15 protein-coding genes are annotated in these 19,809 nt (G+C 74.7%); 6 read left to right on the top strand and 9 right to left on the bottom strand.

Annotated features, from left to right (window positions below):
* Window positions 1-168: 168 nt before the first annotated feature.
* From murD to rsmH, 7 genes are all read right to left on the bottom strand, one after another.
* Window positions 169-1,596 carry a UDP-N-acetylmuramoyl-L-alanine--D-glutamate ligase gene (gene murD / locus AB4K12_RS08900; RefSeq protein WP_368433653.1) on the bottom strand — a complete coding sequence of 476 codons (1,428 nt, stop codon included), beginning with the start codon at window positions 1,594-1,596 and terminating at the stop codon, window positions 169-171.
* Window positions 1,593-2,657, bottom strand: a complete 1,065-nt coding sequence (gene mraY / locus AB4K12_RS08895) for a phospho-N-acetylmuramoyl-pentapeptide-transferase (protein WP_086567477.1) — start codon at window positions 2,655-2,657, stop codon at window positions 1,593-1,595. The genes murD and mraY overlap by 4 nt, the downstream gene beginning before the upstream one ends.
* On the bottom strand, window positions 2,657-4,078 hold the full coding sequence (murF, locus tag AB4K12_RS08890) for a UDP-N-acetylmuramoyl-tripeptide--D-alanyl-D-alanine ligase (RefSeq protein WP_362257579.1): 1,422 nt from the start codon (window positions 4,076-4,078) through the stop codon (window positions 2,657-2,659). Before murF ends, mraY begins: the two co-directional genes overlap by 1 nt.
* Window positions 4,079-4,143: 65 nt before the next feature.
* Window positions 4,144-5,844 (bottom strand): UDP-N-acetylmuramoyl-L-alanyl-D-glutamate--2,6-diaminopimelate ligase, encoded by a 1,701-nt coding sequence (locus AB4K12_RS08885; RefSeq protein WP_368433652.1) that lies wholly within the window; start codon window positions 5,842-5,844, stop codon window positions 4,144-4,146.
* A gap of 12 nt (window positions 5,845-5,856) precedes the next feature.
* On the bottom strand, window positions 5,857-7,758 hold the full coding sequence (locus AB4K12_RS08880) for a peptidoglycan D,D-transpeptidase FtsI family protein (RefSeq protein ID WP_368433651.1): 1,902 nt from the start codon (window positions 7,756-7,758) through the stop codon (window positions 5,857-5,859).
* Between the two features lie 8 nt (window positions 7,759-7,766).
* Window positions 7,767-8,402, bottom strand: a complete 636-nt coding sequence (locus tag AB4K12_RS08875; RefSeq protein WP_368433650.1) for a septum formation initiator family protein — start codon at window positions 8,400-8,402, stop codon at window positions 7,767-7,769.
* Complete coding sequence (gene rsmH, locus AB4K12_RS08870; protein WP_368433649.1) at window positions 8,399-9,358, bottom strand: 16S rRNA (cytosine(1402)-N(4))-methyltransferase RsmH; 960 nt, start codon at window positions 9,356-9,358, stop codon at window positions 8,399-8,401. The genes AB4K12_RS08875 and rsmH overlap by 4 nt, the downstream gene beginning before the upstream one ends.
* Before the next feature lie 306 nt (window positions 9,359-9,664).
* On the opposite strand from rsmH, the gene AB4K12_RS08865 reads away from it, so the two are divergent.
* The 4 genes from AB4K12_RS08865 (at window position 9,665) to AB4K12_RS08850 (ending at window position 15,212) form a co-directional block, all read left to right on the top strand.
* On the top strand, window positions 9,665-10,219 hold the full coding sequence (locus AB4K12_RS08865) for a beta-class carbonic anhydrase (protein WP_368433648.1): 555 nt from the start codon (window positions 9,665-9,667) through the stop codon (window positions 10,217-10,219).
* A gap of 198 nt (window positions 10,220-10,417) precedes the next feature.
* Complete coding sequence (locus tag AB4K12_RS08860) at window positions 10,418-11,416, top strand: MoxR family ATPase (protein WP_086566059.1); 999 nt, start codon at window positions 10,418-10,420, stop codon at window positions 11,414-11,416.
* Window positions 11,416-12,777, top strand: coding sequence for a DUF58 domain-containing protein (locus AB4K12_RS08855; RefSeq protein ID WP_368433647.1), 1,362 nt, complete (start codon window positions 11,416-11,418; stop codon window positions 12,775-12,777). The genes AB4K12_RS08860 and AB4K12_RS08855 overlap by 1 nt, the downstream gene beginning before the upstream one ends.
* Window positions 12,774-15,212 (top strand): transglutaminaseTgpA domain-containing protein, encoded by a 2,439-nt coding sequence (locus AB4K12_RS08850; RefSeq protein ID WP_368433646.1) that lies wholly within the window; start codon window positions 12,774-12,776, stop codon window positions 15,210-15,212. The genes AB4K12_RS08855 and AB4K12_RS08850 overlap by 4 nt, the downstream gene beginning before the upstream one ends.
* Window positions 15,213-15,376: 164 nt before the next feature.
* Here AB4K12_RS08850 and AB4K12_RS08845 read toward each other — a convergent pair whose 3' ends face one another.
* Window positions 15,377-15,769 (bottom strand): DUF3040 domain-containing protein, encoded by a 393-nt coding sequence (locus tag AB4K12_RS08845; RefSeq protein WP_086566054.1) that lies wholly within the window; start codon window positions 15,767-15,769, stop codon window positions 15,377-15,379.
* A 237-nt stretch (window positions 15,770-16,006) separates the two neighbouring features.
* The gene (locus AB4K12_RS08840; protein ID WP_362258991.1) at window positions 16,007-16,762 is read right to left on the bottom strand and encodes a methyltransferase domain-containing protein; all 756 of its coding nucleotides are present in this window, start codon (window positions 16,760-16,762) and stop codon (window positions 16,007-16,009) included.
* Between the two features lie 159 nt (window positions 16,763-16,921).
* Between AB4K12_RS08840 and AB4K12_RS08835 the strand changes: the two genes are divergently transcribed.
* Together AB4K12_RS08835 and AB4K12_RS08830 are read left to right on the top strand one after the other, a co-directional pair.
* Entirely contained in the window at window positions 16,922-17,698 is a 777-nt protein-coding gene (locus AB4K12_RS08835; protein WP_368433645.1) for an ATP-binding cassette domain-containing protein, read from the top strand.
* The gene (locus tag AB4K12_RS08830; RefSeq protein ID WP_368433644.1) at window positions 17,670-19,799 is read left to right on the top strand and encodes a YhgE/Pip family protein; all 2,130 of its coding nucleotides are present in this window, start codon (window positions 17,670-17,672) and stop codon (window positions 19,797-19,799) included. The genes AB4K12_RS08835 and AB4K12_RS08830 overlap by 29 nt, the downstream gene beginning before the upstream one ends.
* Window positions 19,800-19,809 lie beyond the last annotated feature (10 nt).

Raw genomic sequence — 19,809 nt, 5'->3', positions numbered from 1 at the left:
GCCCGTGCGGGCCGGGAGCGGGCCACCGGGCCCCGCAGGGCCGTCAGCCCCAGGCGTCGTGCGATGGGCGGCGTCACGATGTCGTCCGCGTGCATCCGGGTTTCCCCTTCGCTGGTCTCCCGCGCCGGGCCGACGGGCCGGTCGGCCCCCCGGCGCGGGGACCGGCGGCTACTCGGCCGCGGTGCGGCCGGCGGCCAGGGCGCGTACCGCCTCGGCGAAGGCCTCGCCGCGCTTGTTGTAGTTGGTGAACATGTCCATCGAGGCGCACGCCGGGGCCATCAGCACGGTGTCCCCGGGACGGGCGAGCCGCGCCGCCTCCTGCACCGCCGCGGCCATCGCCCCAGTGTCGGTCCGCTCGAGGTCCACCACCGGCACATCCGGGGCGTGTCGCGCCAGCGCTTCCCTGATCAGCGCCCGGTCGGCCCCGATCAGGACGGCGCCGCGCAGCCGCGGCGCGGAGGCGGTGACCAGCTCGTCGAACGTCGCACCCTTGGCCAGGCCGCCGGCGATCCACACGATCGACCCGTAGGCGGCCAGCGAGGCCTGGGCGGCGTGGGTGTTGGTGGCCTTGGAGTCGTCCACGTAGGCGACGCCGTCGACGTCGGCGACGTGGGCGATGCGGTGGGCGTCGGGCCTGAACGCCCGCAGCCCGTCGCGCACGGCCGCGGCCTCCACGCCGAAGGCCCGGGCGAGGGCGGCGGCGGCGAGGGCGTTGGCGATGTTGTGGGGAGCCGGGGGCGTGATGTCGGAGACCTCGGCGAGCTCCTGCGCCTGCTGGTGGCGGTTCTCCACGAAGGCCCGGTCGACGAGCAGGCCGTCGACCACGCCGAGCATGGACGGGCCGGGGGCGCCGAGGGTGAAGCCGATGGCCCGGCAGCCCTCCTCGACGTCGGCCTCGCGGACCAGGTGCTCGGTGCGCGGGTCCTCGACGTTGTAGACGCAGGCGACCGTGTTGCCCTCGTAGATCCGGCCCTTGTCGGCGGCGTAGGCCCGCATGGAGCCGTGCCAGTCGAGGTGGTCGGGCGCGAGGTTGAGCACGGCGGCGGAGTGGGCGCGCAGCGAGGGCGCCCAGTGCAGCTGGTAGCTGGAGAGCTCGACGGCGAGCACGTCGTACTCCTGCTCGCCGAGCACCACGTCGATGATCGGCGTGCCGATGTTGCCGACGGCGGCGGTGCGCAGGCCGGCGGCCTCCAGGATGGAGGCCAGCATCTGCACGGTGGTGGTCTTGCCGTTGGTGCCGGTGACCGCCAGCCAGGGCGCGGACTTGTCGTCGCGCAGCAGCCAGGCGATCTCGACATCGCCGACCACGTCGACGCCCGCCTCGGCGGCGGCCGCGAAGAGCGGGCTCTCCGGCTTCCAGCCGGGCGAGGTGACGACGAGTTCGGTGCCCTCGGGCAGGGTGTGGGCGTCGTCGAGGCGGACCGCGATCCCCTGCTCCTGGAGGGTCGCCGCGCGCTCGCGCAGCGCCTCGCTGTCGCCGCCGTCGACGACGGTCACCCGCGCGCCGAGGCCGGCCAGGGCGCGGGCGGCGCTGATGCCGCTCACGCCGAGGCCGGCGACGGTGATGTGCTTGCCGTTCCAGCTCTGGGAGCTCACTTGATGGCCAACCATCCGGCGTAGAAGATTCCGAGTCCGACGGCCACGCACAGACCCTGGATGATCCAGAAGCGGACCACCACAAGGACCTCGCTCCACCCCTTGAGTTCGAAGTGGTGCTGCAGCGGGGCCATCCGGAAGACGCGCTTCCCGGTGAGGCGGAAGGAACCGACCTGGATCACCACGGACATGGTGATCAGGACGAACAGGCCGCCCAGCAGCGCGAGCAGCAGCTCGGTGCGGGAGCAGATGGCCAGGCCCGCGAGGGCGCCGCCGAGGGCGAGCGAGCCGGTGTCACCCATGAAGATCTTGGCGGGCGAGGTGTTCCACCACAGGAAGCCGAAGCAGGAGCCCATCAGGGCCGAGGCGACGACGGCGAGGTCGAGCGGGTCGCGTACCTCGTAGCAGGAGGCGCCGGCGGTCAGCGGGTTGCCGCAGGACTGGCCGTGCTGCCAGGTGCCGATGAAGACGTACGCGCCGAAGACCATCACCGAGGCGCCGGTGGCCAGGCCGTCGAGGCCGTCGGTGAGGTTCACGCCGTTCGACATCGCGAGGATCATGAACAGCGCCCAGATCACGAAGATCACCGGGCCGACGGTCCAGCCGAAGTCCTGGGTGAAGGACAGCCGCGTGGAGGCCGGGGTCTGGCCCCGGGTGTCGGCGAACTGCAGCGCGAGCACCGCGAAGGCGATGCCGACGATCAGCTGACCGGCCATCTTGGCCTTGGCGCGCAGGCCCAGGCTCCGCTGCTTGACGATCTTGATGTAGTCGTCGAGGAAGCCGACCAGGCCCATACCGGCGGTCAGGAACAGCACCAGCAGACCCGACGTCGTCGGCTCCCTGCTGGTGATCACCTTCGTCACGGCGTACGCGATGAGCGTCGCCAGGATGAAGGCGATGCCGCCCATGGTGGGCGTGCCCTTCTTGCCGGCGTGGCCGCGCGGGCCGTCGTCACGGATGAACTGGCCGTAGCCCTTGCGGGCAAGGAACTTGATCAGCAGCGGGGTGCCGATGAGGGTCAGGAACAGACCGATGACACCCGCGAAGAGGATCTGGTTCATCAGCCGGCGACCTCACCGTCGACGGCGAGCAGCTGCTCGGCCACCCGCTCCAGCCCCACCGACCTGGACGCCTTCACCAGTACGACGTCTCCCGGGCGCAGCTCGCTGCGCAACAGGTCGACCGCCGCCTGCGCGTCGGACACGTGCACCGACTCCTCACCCCACGAACCCTCGTTATAGGCGCCCATCCGCAGCCAGGCCGCTTCCCTGCCCCCGACTGCCACGAGCTTGCTGACGTTGAGCCGGACGGCGAGCCGCCCGACAGCGTCGTGCTCGGCGAGTGACTCCCCGCCCAGCTCGGCCATCTGACCGAGTACTGCCCACGTACGTCCGCCCCTAGCCCGTGCGGCTTCGCCCATCGCGACCAGCGCGCGCAGCGCCGCTCGCATGGAGTCGGGGTTCGCGTTGTAGGCGTCGTTGACGATCGTCACGCCGTCCGCGCGCTCGGTGACCTCCATGCGCCAGCGCGAGAGCTGGCCCGCGGCGGAGAGCGCCGAGGCGATCTCCTGGACGGGCATGCCCAGCTCATGGGCGACGGCGGCCGCGGCGAGCGCGTTCGACACGTGGTGCTCACCGTACAGCCGCATGGTCACGTCGGCGCACCCGGTGGGTGTGTGCAGCGTGAAGGAGGGCATTCCGGCGCCGTCCAGGCGGACGTTCTCCGCGCGGACGTCGGCGTCGGCGGCCTCGCCGAACAGGACCGTACGGGCCTTGGTCCGCCCGCTCATGGCCCGCACCAGCGGGTCGTCGGCGTTGAGCACGGCGACGCCGCCCTCGGCCTCGGTGGGCAGCGCCTCGGCCAGCTCGCCCTTGGCCAGGGCGATCTGCTCGCGGCCGCCGAACTCGCCGATGTGGGCGGTGCCGACGTTGAGGACCACGCCGATGCGCGGCGGGGTGAGCTCGGTGAGGTAGCGGATGTGGCCGATGCCGCGGGCGCCCATCTCCAGGACGAGGTGCCGGGTGTCCTCGGTGGCGCGCAGCGCGGTCAGCGGCAGGCCGATCTCATTGTTGAGGGATCCGGGCGGCCACACGGTGGCGCCGATGCGCTCCAGCAGCTGCGCGATCAGGTCCTTGGTGCTGGTCTTGCCGGCCGAGCCGGTCAGCGCGACGACCGTGGTGCCGAGCCGCTCGACGACGGCGCGGGCCAGGGCGCCCAGCGCCCGCTCGACGTCGTCGACGACGATGGCGGGAACGCCCACGGGGCGGGCGGCCAGCACGGCCGTCGCGCCCGCGGCGACCGCGCGCTCGGCGAAGTCGTGGCCGTCGACGTGTTCGCCGGTGAAGGCGGCGAACAGGCTGCCGGGCCGCACCTCACGGGAGTCGATCACGACGGGTCCGGTGACCCGGGCGGCCGGGTCCGGTATGTCGTGCTGCTGCCCGCCGACGATGGCGGTGATCTCGGCGAGGGACAGGGCGATCACCGAAGGTCACCTCCTGCCGCTGGGGAGGGCTGCCGGGGGGAGGGTTGTGCGCGCATGGCGGTCTGTCATCCCTGGTCGTTCCGGTGCTTGGACGGCACACGCAGCCGCTCGGCCTCGATGGCCTCGCGCAGCACCTGGCGGTCGTCGAAGGGGCGTACCACTCCGGCGATGTCCTGGCCCTGCTCGTGGCCCTTGCCCAGGACCAGGACGGTGTCGCCGGGCTCGGCGCGGGCGACGGCGGCGGCGATGGCGGCGGCACGCTCCTCCAGCAGGAGGACCGTGCCGCGCTCGGCGGCGGGCACCTCGGCGGCGCCCGCGAGCATGGTGGCGAGGATCGCGAGCGGGTCCTCGGAGCGGGGGTTGTCGGAGGTCAGTACGGCCGTGTCGGCGCCGCGGGCCAGCGCGGCACCCATGGGGGCGCGCTTGGTGGTGTCGCGGTCGCCGCCGCAGCCGAGGACGGCGTGGATGCGGCCCGTGCCGACCGCGCGCAGGGCGCGGAGAACCGATTCGACGGCGTCCGTCTTGTGGGCGTAGTCGACCACCGCCAGGTAGGGCTGGCCGGCGTCGACGCGCTCGAGCCGGCCGGGCACGCCGGGGACGGCCGCGACGCCGTCGGCGGCGGCCTGCGGGTCGGCGCCCGCGGCGACCAGGGCGACGATGGCGGCGAGCGCGTTGGCCACGTTGAAGGGGCCGGCGAGCGGCGCCCTGGCGGTCGCGGACCGGCCCTCGGGGCCCAGCACCGTGAAGGTCGAGTCGAACGGGCCGATCTCCACGTCCACCGCGCGCCAGTCGGCGTCCTCGCGGCCCTCGGCGGAGAAGGTGATCACCGGGACCTCGGACTCGCCGCGGGCCAGCCGGCGGCCGTACTCGTCGTCGGCGTTCACCACGCCCAGGCGGCTGCGCTCCTTGGTGAACAGCTCCGCCTTCGCGGCGAAGTAGTCCTCCATGCCCGAGTGGAACTCCATGTGCTCGGGGCTGAGGTTGTTGAAGACGGCGACGTCGAAGACGCAGCCGTCGACGCGGCCGAGCCGCAGGGCGTGGCTGGAGACCTCCATGGCGACCGAGCGCACGCCGCGCTCGCGCATCACGGCGAACAGCGCCTGCAGGTCCGTGGCCTCGGGGGTGGTGCGCTCCGACTTGATCCGCTCGTCGCCGATGCGGGACTCCACCGTGCCGATCAGGCCCGTGGGCCCGGCCAGGGCCCGCAGGCCGCCCTCGATGAGGTAGGCGGTGGTGGTCTTGCCGGAGGTGCCGGTGATGCCGATCTGGAGCAGCTCGCCGCCGGGCCGGCCGTAGATCGTGGCGGCCAGGGCGCCCATCCGGCCGCGCGGGTCGTCCACGCTCAGGACGGGCAGCCCGGTGGCGGCGGCGCGCTCGGCGCCCGCCGGATCGGTGAGCACGGCGGCGGCGCCGCGCTCCGCGGCCTGGGCCGCGAAGTCGGCGCCGTGGAAGCGGGCGCCCGGCAGGGCGGCGTAGACGTCGCCGGGGCGGACGGCCCGCGAGTCGTGGGTGATGCCGGTGACTCGGACCTCGGGCGCGCCCTGGGGCGCGGGGATGCCCAGCTGACCGGCCAGCTCCGTGAGGGGCACGGGACCGACGCGGGTGGGGCGGGGCGCTCCCGGGTGCGCGGCGGGGGCGTCCTGGGAGGTGGTGTGGGACTGATCAGCGTGGGGCACGGCGGTGAGCGTACCGGGCGTACCCGCCTCGTCGCGAAGCGAGGGGCCCGCCGGGCCGCGGTTCCCCGGATCGGGAGTGATCGTCGTCACGGCGGACCCGGCTCACTCGTAGCTCACCGGCAGCCGGGGCGGCTGCGAGCCCGACGGCGGCACCTGGAGCGTCTTCAGGGCGAACTCCATGACCTGCTTGAAGACCGGTCCGCAGATCTGGCCGCCGAAGTAGCTGCCCCGAGTGGGGTTCTGGATGGCGCAGTAGACCGTGATCCGGGGCTGGTCGGCGGGGGCGAAACCGGCGAAGGAGGCGGTGTAGCCGTGGTAGCGGCCGGTCTGCGGGTCCACCCGGTTGGAGGTGCCGGTCTTGCCGGCCACCCGGTAGCCCGGGATCTTCGCCTTGGTGCCGGTGCCCTCCTGGTCGTCGACGACCGACTCCAGCATCTCGGTGAGCTGCCGGGCGGTCTTCTGGCTGATCACCCGGGTGCGCGGCGGGGCGGGCGCGGCGGCGAAGTGGCCGTCGGGGCCCTTGGTGCCGCGCACCAGCGAGGGCTGTACGCGCTCGCCGCCGGCGGCGATGGTGGAGTAGACGGACGCGGCCTGGACGGCGTTGAGGGACAGGCCCTGGCCGAAGGGGATGGTGTACGGCCGCGAGGACTTCCACTCCTGCGGCTTGGCGAGGATGCCCGGGGTCTCGCCGGGGAAGCCGAGGCCGCTGGGGCGGCCGATGCCGAACTTCCGCAGGTAGGTGTAGAGGACCTCGTTGGCCTGCCGGCGGCTCTTGCCGAGCTGCTCGCTGGCCAGGATCGTGCCGATGTTGCTGGACTTGGCGAGCACGCCGTTGAGGGTGAGGTGCCAGGTGGGGTGGTCGACGTCGTCGGCGAACGAGCGGTCGGCGCGCGGCAGCCGGTTGGGCACCTCGACGCGGGTGGAGGGCGTGGCCACGCCCTCCTCGAGGACGGCGGCCATGGTCATGACCTTGCTGACGCTGCCGGGCTCGTAGGCGTCCTGGAGGGCGAAGTTGCCCATGGCGGAGCCGTCGGCCCGGGCGAGCTCGTTGGGGTTGTAGCCGGGGGCGTTGGCCATGGAGAGGATCTCGCCGCTGCGGGTGTCCTGGACGACGACGTAGCCGCGGTCGGCGCCGGACTCCTCCACCTGGCGGGCGATGGCGTTCTGCGCGGCCCACTGGATGTCGCGGTCGATGGTCAGCTCGACGTCGGAGCCGGGCACCGCGGCCTGTTCCTTGACGTCCCCGGTGGGCACCTGGCGGCCGCCGGACTGGGCGTAGACGCGCTTGCCCTCCTTGCCCGCCAGCTGCTTGTTCAGCTGGGCCTCCAGGCCGCCGCCGCCCTGGCCGTCGGCGCTGACGAAGCCCAGCAGCCCGGCGGCGAGCTCGCCGTTGGGGTAGACGCGCTTGCTGTGGGACTCGCGGTTGACGCCCGCGAGGACGTTCGCCCCCTGCTTGCGGGCCGCCTTGTCGGCCTGGGCCTTCTTCAGCTCGGTGATCTTCTTCCAGACCTGGGGGGTCTGCCGGCGGGCGAGCACCACGTACTTCGACTTGGGGTTCGCGGTGAGCTTCTGCTCCAGCGTCTCGACCGGCTCCCGCAGCACCGGGGAGAGCAGCTCGGCGGCCTGCCGGGCGGCCCCCTGGGCCTTGATCCGCTCGGGGGTGAGCAGGTCGGGGGCGGCGGTGATGTCGTACGCGTCGACCGTGGTCGCCAGGTCGATGCCGGACCGGTCGGTGATGGCGCCGCGCTCGGCGGCCAGGGTGACGGGGATGTAGCGGTTGAGGTTGGCGCGGGCCGCGTAGGCGTCGGCGTCGACGGCCTGCACCTGCAGCAGCCGGACGGTGAAGACCAGCAGGACCAGGGTGAGGCCCACGCCGATCAGGCGCAGCCGGGGCCGGGGGCTGCCGAGCCTGAGGGCCTGCGCCCCCGGGCGGGGGCGTACGGGCCGCGCGACGGGGCGCGCGGGCCCCGGTACCGGGCGGCGGGGCTGCCTGGGCGCCGTCACGACCTCACCTACCTGACCTGTTCGGGGTGCCCGGCCGCGGGGACCGGGGGGAGGGCCGGGACGGGGGGCGCCGGAGCGCGGGTGGCGGCGGGGCCCGCGGGGGCCGGGGGTCCTACGGCCGCCGGGGGGACGGGCACGGGCGGGACGGCGGCGGACGGCGGGGCGGCCGGCGAGGGGGCCACGACGGCCGGCGGGTCGGCCGGGGCGGGCGCGGCGGCGGGCGCGGCCTCCGGGGCGCGCGGCGGCTCGGCGGGGGCGACGTAGGAGGCCGCGTCGGCCGAGGGGTCCGAGCCGGCGGGGGCGGGGACGCCGCTGACGGTGCCGTCGGGGTTGAGGAAGGCGGGGCTGCCGCCGGGGATCATGCCCAGGTCGCGGGCGCGGCGCTCGAGCGCGTCGGGGGCGGCGAGCCGGTCGACGTCCTGCTGCAGCGCCTGCTGCTCGTCGGTCAGCTCCGTGGTCTTGCGCTGCAGCCTGCTGAGCTCGAAGGACCCCTGGTTGAGGGAGGAGTTCAGCAGCAGCAGCGAGATCAGCCCGGAGCTCAGCAGCACCACGACCAGCAGGACGAAGGGGGTGCGGCGGGCGCCCACGGCCCCGGCGGGAAGCAGCCGGGCGAGCCGGCTGCCCCGGCGGGCGGCCGGGGTCACAAGATGTCCTCGCGGATGCGTTCGGCGCCGCGCAGGCGGGCCGGGGCGGCTCGCCTGTTCTCGGCGATCTCCTCCTCGGTGGGCAGCTCGGCGCCGCGCGTGAGCAGCTTCAGCCGGGGCTGGTAGCGCTCGGGCACGACCGGCAGCCCGGGCGGGGCCGTGGTGGCGGCGCCGGCCGCGAAGACGCCCTTGACGATGCGGTCCTCGAGCGACTGGTACGACAGGACGGCGATCCGGCCGCCGACCGCCAGGGCCGCGACCGCGGCGGGGATGGCCGCCTCCACGGAGGCCAGCTCCGCGTTGACCTCGATGCGCAGGGCCTGGAAGGTGCGCTTGGCGGGGTTGCCGCCGGTGCGCTTGGCGGCCTGCGGCAGGGCGTCGCGGATCAGCTCGACGAGCCGGGCGCTGTTGCTGAAGGGCTCCTTCTCGCGCTCGCGGACGACGGCCGAGACGATCCGCTTGGCCTGCTTCTCCTCGCCGTAGGCGCGCAGGATGCGCACCAGCTCGCCCGGCGGGTAGGTGTTGAGGACCTCGGCGGCGCTGATGCCGGTGGTCTGGTCCATGCGCATGTCCAGCGGCGCGTCCTGGGCGTAGGCGAAGCCGCGGTCGGCCTCGTCGAGCTGCATGGAGGACACGCCGAGGTCGAAGAGGACGCCCTGCACGCTCGGGATGCCGAGCCGCTCGAGCACCTCGGGCAGCTCGTGGTAGACCGCCCGCACCAGCGTGGCGCGCTCGCCGAACGGGGCGAGCCGCTCGCCGGCGAGCTTCAGGGCGGTGGGGTCGCGGTCGAGGGCGACGAGCCGGACCTCGGGGAACGCCTTGAGCAGCGCCTCGCTGTGCCCGCCGGCGCCCAGCGTGCAGTCGACGACGACGGCGCCGGGCTCGGTGAGAGCGGGAGCGAGCATGTCCAGGCAGCGCTGGAGCATGACGGGGACGTGTCGCGCGTTGCTGCTCATGCGCCCTTCTGAGAGTCCGGGGAGGCAGGCCCCGCGCGCGCCGACGCACGCACCACCGGGTCCCCGCCCGCTCGAAGGGGAAGCGGCCGCTTCGGCACCGGGAAGACGGGGCCGGGCGACCGGGAGCGGGAGGAGGCCGAGAGGCACGTACGCACCGCGCGCACATGGGTTTTTCTTCGGTTCCAAGGGGAGCGTCACGCCTCCCACTTCGCGCCACTTTAGTCCACTCGTCCCCTCGGTCAACCAACCGCCAGGCGCGTCACTCCGCGCGTGCGCCGCGGCCGGTCGGCGACTACCTTCATCCCTATGCCGATATCCGCGCCCCAGCCGCAAAAGCCCAGCTCCGACGCCGAGCGCGCCGAACCCACGGTTACCGACCATCTGGTGGACGCCAACGCGAAGTACGCCTCCTCCTTCCGCGACCCGGGCATGGACGCCCGGCCGGTGCTCAAGGTCGCGATCGTGGCCTGTATGGACGCCCGCCTGGACCTCCACGCGGCGCTCGGCCTGGAGCTGGGCGACTGCCACACCATCCGCAACGCGGGCGGTGTGGTCACCGACGACATCATCCGCTCGCTCACCATCAGCCAGCGCGCCCTGGGCACCCGCTCGGTCGTGCTGATCCACCACACCGGCTGCGGCCTGCTGAACCTCACCGAGGACTTCCGGCACGAGATCGAGGCTGAGGTCGGCCAGCGGCCGGCCTGGGCGGTCGAGGCGTTCAAGGACCTCGACCAGGACGTGCGCCAGTCCATGCAGCGCGTGCGGACGTCTCCCTTCCTGCCGTACCGCGACGACGTGCGCGGCTTCGTCTTCGACGTCACCACCGGCCGGCTGCGCGAGATCGAACCCCGGCCCTGAGCCCGGGGGGGGCACCGTCGCGGCGGCCGGAATCCCCGGCCGGGTCGCGAGTTATCCACAGGCGGTGACGGGAACCGCCGTGGACGGACAGAATGCGTAGGACGCCGCCTCCGTGATCGCGGGCGCGGCGTCCACGCTGGGAGGGGGGCGGTCCGTGACCCGTCGGATCATGCCCCGGTATTGGCCGAGGAGGGCCGGGTGACGACCTATGACGAGCGAGCGAGCCTCAGCGATCTGACCACGACCGCGGACCGCGTCCGCAGGTCGGTGGAGGGTGTGATCGAGGGCAAGCCGGAGGTCGTACGGCTGTCGCTGACCGTGCTGCTCGCCGAGGGCCACCTGCTGATCGAGGACGTGCCCGGGGTCGGCAAGACGATGCTCGCCAAGGCGCTGGCGCGGTCGTTGGACTGCTCGGTGCGGCGCATCCAGTTCACCCCGGACCTGCTGCCCTCGGACATCACCGGCGTGAGCGTCTACGACCAGCAGCGCCGCGACTTCGAGTTCAAGCCCGGCGCGATCTTCGCGCAGATCGTGATCGGCGACGAGATCAACCGCGCCTCGCCCAAGACCCAGTCGGCGCTGCTGGAGTCGATGGAGGAGCGCCAGGTCACCGTCGACGGGCACACCTACGAGCTGCCCGGCCCCTTCATGGTGGTCGCCACGCAGAACCCCGTGGAGATGGAGGGCACGTATCCGCTGCCCGAGGCGCAGCGCGACCGCTTCATGGCCCGGGTGTCGATGGGCTATCCCAGCCCGGAGGCCGAGCTGCGGATGCTGGACGCGCACGCCGGCTTCTCCCCGCTGGACGACCTGCAGCCGGTGGCCCACGCCCACGAGATCGTCAAGATGATCGACGCGGTGCGCTCGGTGCACGTCGCCGAGTCCGTGCGGCGGTACGCGGTCGACCTGGTCACCGCCACCCGTCACCACCCGGATCTCAGACTCGGCGCGTCGCCCCGCGCAACGCTGCACCTGGTGCGGGCGGCGAAGGCGGCCGCCGCGCTCGCGGGGCGCGACTTCGCCCTGCCCGACGACGTGCGCGCGCTGGCCGTCGCGGTGCTCGCGCACCGGCTGCTGCCCACCGCGCAGGCCCAGCTCAACCGACGCACGGCCGAGCTGATCGTCATGGACCTCCTGCAGCGCACGCCGCTGCCCGACCCGTTCGGCCAGCAGCCGCCGGGCGCCCGGCGGCTGTGATGTCCGCCGACGCCCCGCCCCGGCCTGGCCGGCTCCGGAATCTGGGGGCGGCGTTCGCCGGGCTGACCACCCGGGGCCGCTCCTTCCTGGCGGCCGGCGTCGCCGCGGCCGGGTGCGCCTACGTCCTGGGCCAGGAGGACCTGCTGCGCGTCGGGCTGTTACTGGCCGTGCTGCCCCTGGTGTGCGTGCTCGTCCTGCAGGCCGGCCGCCAGCGCGTCACGGGCAGCAGACGGCTGACGCCCGCGCGGGTGTCCGCCCTGGGCGAGGCCCGGGTGAGCCTGCGCCTGGACAACGTCTCGCGGCTGCCCACGGGCCTGCTGATGCTGCAGGACCGGGTGCCCTACGCCCTGGGCCCGCGCCCGCGCTTCGTGCTGGAGCGGATCGAGCCGGGCGGCCGGCGCGAGGTGTCCTACCGGGTCCGTTCCCCCCTGCGCGGCCGCTATCCGCTGGGCCCGCTGCAGCTGCGGCTGAGCGACCCCTTCGGGATGTGCGAGCTGAGCCGGAGCTTCAGCGCGTACGACGTGCTCACGGTCGTGCCGCGCGTCGACGCGCTGCCGCCCCTGCGGCTGGGCGGCGGGGCCCTGGGCCACGGCGACGGCAGCCTGCGCTCGCTCGCCCTGGCCGGCGAGGACGATGTCATTCCGCGTGAATACCGCCACGGCGACGACCTGCGCCGGGTGCACTGGCGCTCCACGGCCCGCCATGGCGAGCTGATGGTGCGCCGCGAGGAGCAGCCCCGGCGGGCGCACTGCACGGTGCTGCTGGACACCCGGGGCGTGGCCTACGAGGGCGCGGGCCCGGACTCGCCGTTCGAGTGGGCGGTGTCGGGGGCCGCGTCCGCCGCGCTGCACCTGCTGGAGCGCGGCTTCACGGTGCGGCTGCTGACCGACACCGGCGGCCTCCTGACGGGGCCCGGCGGCCCGGACGGGCACGCCGTACCGGCCGAGGCGGCCGGGCTGCTGCTGGACGCCCTGGCCGTGCTGGACCACTCCGAGGGGACGGACCTGTCCCCGGCGTACGACGCGCTGCGCGACGGCTCGGGCGAGGGGCTGCTCATCGCCTTCCTCGGCGAGCTGGACGAGCGGCAGGCGGCGGTGGCCGCCCGGATGCGGCCGCGCGGCGGTACGGCCGTCGCCTTCGTCCTGGACGCGGACGCGTGGGCGGGCCGCGGTGCGACGGCCGGGGCCGGCGCGGGGCTGCGGCTGCTGCGCGAGGCCGGGTGGACGGCGCTGGCCGTGGGCCCCGGCGTCACGCTGCCCGCCCTGTGGCGGCTGGCGGGCGCGCCGGGGGTCCGGGAGGACACGACCGCCGGAGGCGCGGCGGGCGGCAGGACGGGCACGGCGATGGGGGGCCGGACATGAACGGGCGGGTATGGCCGGCGGTGTGCGCCGCGCTGGCGACGCTCGGGGCGGCCTGCGCGATGCTGCCTCTGGTCGACCGGACCAGCTGGATCCTGCAGGCCGCGCTGCTGCTGACGGTCCAGAGCGCCGTCGGCGTGGTGGCGCGCCGGGTGCCGCTGGCCGCGCCCCTGACCATCGCGCTGCAGGCGGTGACCTCGCTGCTGCTGCTGACCGTGGTCTTCGCCCGCGGGCAGGCCGTCGCCGGGGTGCTCCCGGGACCGGACGTCCTCCAGCACTTCGACCATCTGCTGCGCGAGAGCCTGGACGACATCGGGCGGTACGCCATCCCGGCGCCGGCGACCGTGGCCCTCAGGCTGCTGCTGGTCGGCGGGGTGCTGCTGGTCGGCCTGGTCGTGGACGCGCTGGCGGTCACGTACGGCGGCGCGGCCCCGGCGGGCCTGCCGCTGCTCGCGCTGTACTCGATCGGCGCCGGGCTGGCCAAGGGCGGCTCGGAGTGGCTGTTGTTCCTGCCGGCCGCGGCCGGCTATCTCCTGATGCTCCTGGCCGAGGGCCGCGAGCGGCTCTCGCGCTGGGGTCGCGTCTTCGGCGGGCAGCCGCCCTCCGCGGACGGCCCGGCCGCGATCGGGGCGGGCCGCGGGCCGAGCCCCGTCCGCACGGGCCACCGCATCGGCGCGCTGGTGCTGGGCATCGCGCTGGTGGCGCCGGCGGCGCTGCCGTCGATCGGCGGCGGGCTGCTGCAGCCGCGCGGCCGGGGCGACGGACCCGGCGGCTCCGGCGGCACCATCTCGGCGGTCAATCCCCTGGTGTCGCTGCAGAACAGCCTCAACCAGCCGGAGAACCGCGAGGTCCTGCGCTATCGCGTCGCCCCCCAGGGGGGTCAGGATCTGTATCTGCGGATCGTCTCCCTCGACCGGTTCGACGGGGCGTCATGGCGGGCCTCGGAGCGGCGGATCACCAATGTGCCGATGCCGATGCTGCCGGCGCCCACCGGCCTGGCGCCGGAGGTGCGGGCGGACCCGGTCGGGATGTCCTTCGCGGCCGCCGACGGCTACGCCCAGAACTACCTGCCGATGCCCTATCCCGCCCAGAGCGTCGACAGGCTCACGGGCAAGTGGCGCTACGAGCCCGAAGGCCGCACCCTGGTCGGCGACCACGGCCAGACCACCCGGGGCCTGCGCTACGAGGTCGCCGTCCTGCGGGTGCAGCCGACGGCCGCGCAGCTCGCGGCCGCCCCGGCGCCTCCCGAGGCGCTGCTGCGCGAGTACACCCAGGTCCCGGGCAACGTGCCGGCGGTGGTGGCGCGGACCGCCCGCGAGGTGACCGCCGGGGCGGCCAACGCCTACGAGCAGGCGATCAGGCTCCAGGACTTCTTCGCCGTGGGCGGCGGCTTCCGCTACGACACCGAGGTGCGCTCGGGCAGCGGCCACGACGCCATAGCCCGCTTCCTCGAGGAGAAGCGCGGCTTCTGCGTCCACTTCTCCTTCTCCATGGCGGCCATGGCCCGGACGCTGGGCATTCCCGCCCGGGTGGCGGTCGGCTTCACGCCGGGCAGCCCGCAGGCGGACGGGTCGATGTCGGTGGGGTCGAAGGACGCGCACGCCTGGCCCGAGCTGTACTTCGAAGGCGCCGGGTGGACTCGGTTCGAGCCCACCCCGAGCCGGGGCACCCAGCCCGAGTACACGGTCGCCCAGGCGCCCACCGTGCCCGACCCCGGCGCCCCGGTGCCGGCGCCGAGCCGCCGGACCGTCCCGTCGGCGGCGCCCTCGGTGGACCCGGCGTGCCCGCCGGAGCAGAGGAAGCTCGCCGGCTGCCCCGGGCCCGCCTCCCGGGCGAGCGCCACGGAGGCCGGCGGGAGCACCTCCCCGCTCACGGTCGCGGGCTTCGCGCTGGCCTGCCTGGCGGCGCTGGCGCTGCCCCTGCTGCCGATGCTCTGGCGGATACGGGCCCGGGCCCGGCGGCTGGGCGGGGCGCGCTCCCCCGGCGAGCCGGCGGCCCGCACGCTGGCCGCCTGGCGCGAGCTGACCGACTCCGCCTGGGACTACGGCATTCCGCCCGACGACTCCCGCACCCCCAGGATGGCCGCCGACCGGATCGTGGTGGCGGCCCGCCTGGAGGGGCCCGCCGCCGAGGCCGCCGGGCGGGTGGCCACGGCGGTGGAGCGGACGCTGTACGCCCCCGGCCCGAGCCCGGCCGAAGGGCTGGTCGGCGACGTCGAGCTCGTACGGGCCGGCCTGCACGCCTCGGCCGCTCCCCGGGCCCGGCTGCGGGCCCGGCTGGCGCCGCGCAGCGCCGTCCGCGTCGTGCGGGCCGCCGCCCGCCGCCGGGCGGCGGCCGGCGCCGCGCTGCGTTCCGGGCCCGTGGGCCGGGCCTGGCGCCGGGGCGGGGCCGCGCTGCGCGGGATCGCCGCGGGGCTCAGGACCGGGCGACGGGGCTAAGGCGTCCCGCGCCCGCCGGGCGGGCGCGGGAACGGCGGCCCCGGGCAGTGGCGGGCGGGGCCGGAAGGCGACCGAAGGCGACCGGAAGTGACGGAAAAGCCCACGGGGGCCAGGATCGTGTCCTGGCCCCCGTGGGCTCGGTTCTCAAGGCTCGACTGCCGGGCTCAGTGGCCCTGTTCGTCGCGGCGGCGCTGCCAGCGCTGCTCGATCCGGTCCATCATTCCGCGTCGCCGGACGGCCTGCCGTCGCGGCATGCCCGGTCCGGCGTTCCGCTGCGCGCCGGGCCTGGGCGCCTTGCGCCACCCCGTCACCGCGAGCACGGCGCAGCTCAGCATGACGAGGAAGCCCACGACGCTGATCCAGATCCGCTGGGCGACCATTCCGGCCATGAGGAGCGCGATGCCCACCAGAAAACCCGCGACCGCCTGGTAGACCCGTCGCCGGGTGTACGTGCGCAGGCCGCTGCCCTCGAGCGCTGTCGCGAACTTGGGATCTTCGGCGTACAGCGCTCGCTCCATCTGCTCGAGCATGCGCTGCTCGTGCTCCGAGAGCGGCACGGAGTCCTCCTACTCGTCGGTCGCGGGGGGCGACCGGGTGCGACCCTTTCAGGATAGGCAGGGAATCGCCCCCGTGAAACCCGCCCCTCTGCGCCAATTCGGCCACCGGCCCCGGTGTGGCGATCGATGCCGTCGGGACGTACATTCCCTGCTCGCCGATCCGCCATGCCGGACGGTGTCCCCCGATCATACGGGGCGAACGGGCCGACGGGGCGGCCCGTGTGCGCCCGCGCGCGATCAGCCCCGCTCGGCCAGGACGTGCAGCTGAGTGGCCACGGAGTGGAAGGCGGGCAGCTCGGCCGCGGCGGCCTCGAGGCGCAGGAGCGCGTCCATGGCGCCGGGCTCGGCGTCGACGAGCACGCCGGGCACCAGGTCGGCGAAGACGCGCACGCCGTGCACCGCCGAGACCTCGAGCCCGGCGTCGGTGACCAGGCCGGAGAGCTGGTCGGCGGTGAACCGGCGGGCGAGGGCGTCGCCCGCTCCCCACTGGCCCGCGGGGTCGGTGAGCGCCCGGTGGGCCTCGGTGAAGTGCCCGGCCAGGGCGCGGGCGAGCACGGCGCCGCCGGTCCCGGCGGCGAGCAGGCTGAGGGTGCCGGCGGGGCGCAGCGCGGCGACGGCGTTGCGCACGCTCTCGGCGGGGTCCTCGACGTACTCCAGCACGCCGTGGCACAGCACGAGGTCGTAGCCGCCGCGCTCGGCGACGTCGAAGAGGCCGTGGGCGTCGCCCTGGACGCCGTGGACGAGGTCGGCGACGCCGGCCTCGGCGGCCCGGCGCTCGAGGGCGAAGAGGGCGTTGGGGCTGGGGTCGACGACGGTGACGCGGTGGCCGAGCCGGGCGAGGGGGACGGCGAACTTGCCGGAGCCGCCACCGGTGTCGAGGACCTCCAGGGCATCCCGGCCGGCGGCCTTGACCCGGCGGTCCAGGGCGTCCCGCAGGACCTCCCAGACCACGGCGGTACGGAGGGACGCCCGGGGGCGAAGGGGGTCTGACACGGCGGACGGCTCCTCGGCGGCGGCAGAACGGCTCTTCTCCGGCGACCTTCGCCGGCGGCCCCAGCCTAATGGGCTTTACCGGGGCGGGGTTGACGGGCGGGGCCCGGGGTCCGCCATACTTTTTGCACTGACCGGTCAGTGCAAGTTGTTGGAGGTCGCATGGACGACACCCCGCACGGAGCCGCGATCACAACCGAGGACTTCGGCCTCGAGGGCCCTCGCGGCTGGGTCTTCCGCGGCGTGGAGGTGAGAGCGGAGCCCGGCTCGCTCGTCGCCGTCACGGGCCCGTCCGGCTCGGGCCGCACCTGTCTTCTGCTCGCGCTGACCGGCCGCATGCGTCCTTCCTCGGGCACGGCCGCGGTCGCGGGCCTGCCGCTGCCCCGGAGGATGTCCGCCGTCCGCGCGCTGAGCGCGCTCGCGCACGTCCCCGGCGTCACCGAACTCGACCCCGCCCTGACCGTCGCCGAGCACCTGCGGGAACGGACCCTGCTGCGGCGGCGGTTCGGCGGCCCGCTGCTCGGCCCGCTCCGCCGGGGCGCCCGCGCGCGGGAGGAACGCGCGCACGCCGAGGCGGCGCTCGCCGCCGCCGGTCTCGAGGTGCCGGCCCTGCCCAGGGGCGCCGCCACGGCCGTCCGCGACCTCGGCCGGGTGGAGGCGCTGCGGCTCTCGCTCGCCCTCGCGCTCGTCGGCCGGCCGCGGCTGATCGCCGTGGACGACGCCGACCTCAAGCTCTCCCCCGCCGAACGCGAGGAGGTGTGGGCCCTGTTGCGCTCGCTCGCCGCCGCGGGCCCGACCGTGCTCGCGGTGTGCGGCGAACCTCCCGAGGGGGCGGTCGTCGTCCGGGCCCGTGACCACGAGAAGCACGCGAAGCACGAGAAGCGAGAGAAGCGAGAGAAAGGGGCCTCCGGTGCGCTCGCCGAAACTGGCCGCGCTTGAACTCAGGCGCTTCGGCAGGGGCCGTCTCCCCCGGGCCGCGCTCGTGGCGCTCCTGCTGCTGCCGCTGCTCTACGGCGCCCTGTACCTGTGGTCGTTCTGGGATCCCTACGGGCGCCTGGACAAGGTGCCCGTCGCCCTGGTCAACGCCGACCGTGGCACCACCGTGGACGGCCACCGGCTCACGGCAGGCGACTCGATCGCGGCGGGCCTGCGGGACAGCTCGTCGTTCCGGTGGCACGAGACGGGCGCGGACGAGGCCCGCGCGGGCGTCGAGCGGGGCAGGTACTACCTCTCGCTGACCATCCCCGCCGACTTCAGCGAGCGCCTCGCCTCCGCCTCCGGCGACTCCCCGGCGGCCGGCGCGCTCGAGGTCCGTACGAACGACGCCAACAACTACATCGTCGGGCAGATCTCCCGCACGGTCTTCTCCGAGGTCCGCGCGGCCGCGTCCCGCAAGGCCTCCCGCTCGTTCTACGACAAAATCTTCGTCTCCTTCTCCGAGCTCCACGGGAAGACCGGCGAGGCCGCGGAGGGCGCCGGCCGGCTGGAGGACGGCATCGACAAGGCGGGCAAGGGTGCCGGCGACCTCAAGGACGGGCTGAATCGGGCGAAACACGGCAGCGGCACCCTCGAGGACGGCGTCGGCGAACTCCACACCGGCGCGGGCACCCTCGATGCGGCGTCCCGCGAACTGACCACCGGCGCGGGAAAGGTCGCCGCGGGCACCCAGAAGCTGGCGGACAAGGTCAACGCCGCGGCCCGCGACGAAGGGGCCTTCGTCAAGGGGCACGCCAAGGAGATCGGCACGACCGCCCGCTTCGTGGCCGGGCAGGCGAAGCTGCTGCGCGAGCACCTGGACGACCTGCCGTCCGCCACCACCACCGCGGCGCTCGCCGAGGCCGCCCGCAAGAGCGCGGCCGCGCTGTCCGCGGCGTACGCCGGGCAGTGCCCGCCCCAGGGGGCCGCCGCGTACTGCCCCGAGCTGAAGAAGGCCGTCTTCGCCGCCCGCCAATCCGCGGCCGGCGCGGCGAAGCTGGACACGCTCGTACAGAACAGGAACGGCGAACTCGACCGGCTCCCCGGCGAGCTGGACTCCCTGCGCACCTACGCGCTGCGGCTCGCCAAGGAGGCCCCGGACCTGGCGCGGGACATCGACGGCGCGGTGCGCGACGTCAACACCCTCAACCAGGGCGCCCACAAGGTCGCCGACGGCGCCGGCCGGATCCACACCGGCGCGGGACAGCTGAACAGGGGCCTGGGAACCGCCGAGAAGGGCGCCACCGAGCTCGACGGCGGCATCGGGAAGCTGCGCGAGGGCGCGGGCACGCTCCGGAGCGGCATGGTGAAGCTGTCCGACGGCTCCTCCCGGCTCGCCGGAGGACTGCGCGACGGCGCCGCCCGGATACCCGACTACGGCAAGAAGGACCGCGACGCGCACACCGAGATGATGGCCGACCCCGTGCGGCTGGCCGGCGGGGCGCTGCACAAGGCGCCCAACTACGGCACCGGTTTCGCCCCGTATTTCATCCCGCTGTCGCTGTGGGTCGGCGCGATGGTCGCCTACATGCTGATCCCGCCCCTCAACCGGCGGGCCCTGGCGGCCGGTGCCGGCGCCTGGCGGATCGCCCTGGCGGGCTGGCTGCCGGTGGTCGCCGTGGGCGTGCTGCAGGCGGGCGCACTGCTGGCCGTCCTGCACTGGGGGCTGGGGCTGCGGACGGCCCACGCCACCGGCACGGTCGCCTTCCTCGCCCTGGTCACGGCGTGCTTCGCCGCCATCGTGCAGTGGCTGGGCGCCCGCTTCGGCCCGGCCGGCCGCATCCTCGTCCTCGCCCTGCTGATGCTCCAGCTGACCTCGGCCGGCGGCACCTATCCCGTTCAGACCAGCCCCGGCTTCTTCAACGCCGTCCACCCCTTCCTGCCGATGAGTTACGTAGTCGAGGGGCTGCGCCACCTGATCACCGGTGGCGGGCTCGCGCCGGTGTGGCGGGCGTGCGCGGTCCTGGCGGCGTTCACCGCCTGCGCCCTCGCGCTGACCGCCTGGTCCGCTCGCGGCAAGCAGGTGTGGTCCGTGAGCCGGCTGCACCCGGAGCTGAGTCTGTGAGCGCGGACAC

Source organism: Streptomyces sp. C36, assembly GCF_040932295.1.
Lineage (GTDB): Bacteria > Actinomycetota > Actinomycetes > Streptomycetales > Streptomycetaceae > Streptomyces > Streptomyces triculaminicus.
This window is presented reverse-complemented; position numbering and strand designations above follow the sequence as displayed.

Coding starts and splice junctions, on each gene's coding strand:
- mraY (WP_086567477.1), bottom strand. CDS start 2,657: ATGAACCAGATCCTCTTCGCGGGTGTCATCGGTCTGTTCCTGACCCTC.
- rsmH (WP_368433649.1), bottom strand. CDS start 9,358: ATGAGCAGCAACGCGCGACACGTCCCCGTCATGCTCCAGCGCTGCCTG.
- AB4K12_RS08865 (WP_368433648.1), top strand. CDS start 9,665: ATGCCGATATCCGCGCCCCAGCCGCAAAAGCCCAGCTCCGACGCCGAG.
- AB4K12_RS08855 (WP_368433647.1), top strand. CDS start 11,416: ATGTCCGCCGACGCCCCGCCCCGGCCTGGCCGGCTCCGGAATCTGGGG.
- AB4K12_RS08850 (WP_368433646.1), top strand. CDS start 12,774: ATGAACGGGCGGGTATGGCCGGCGGTGTGCGCCGCGCTGGCGACGCTC.
- AB4K12_RS08835 (WP_368433645.1), top strand. CDS start 16,922: ATGGACGACACCCCGCACGGAGCCGCGATCACAACCGAGGACTTCGGC.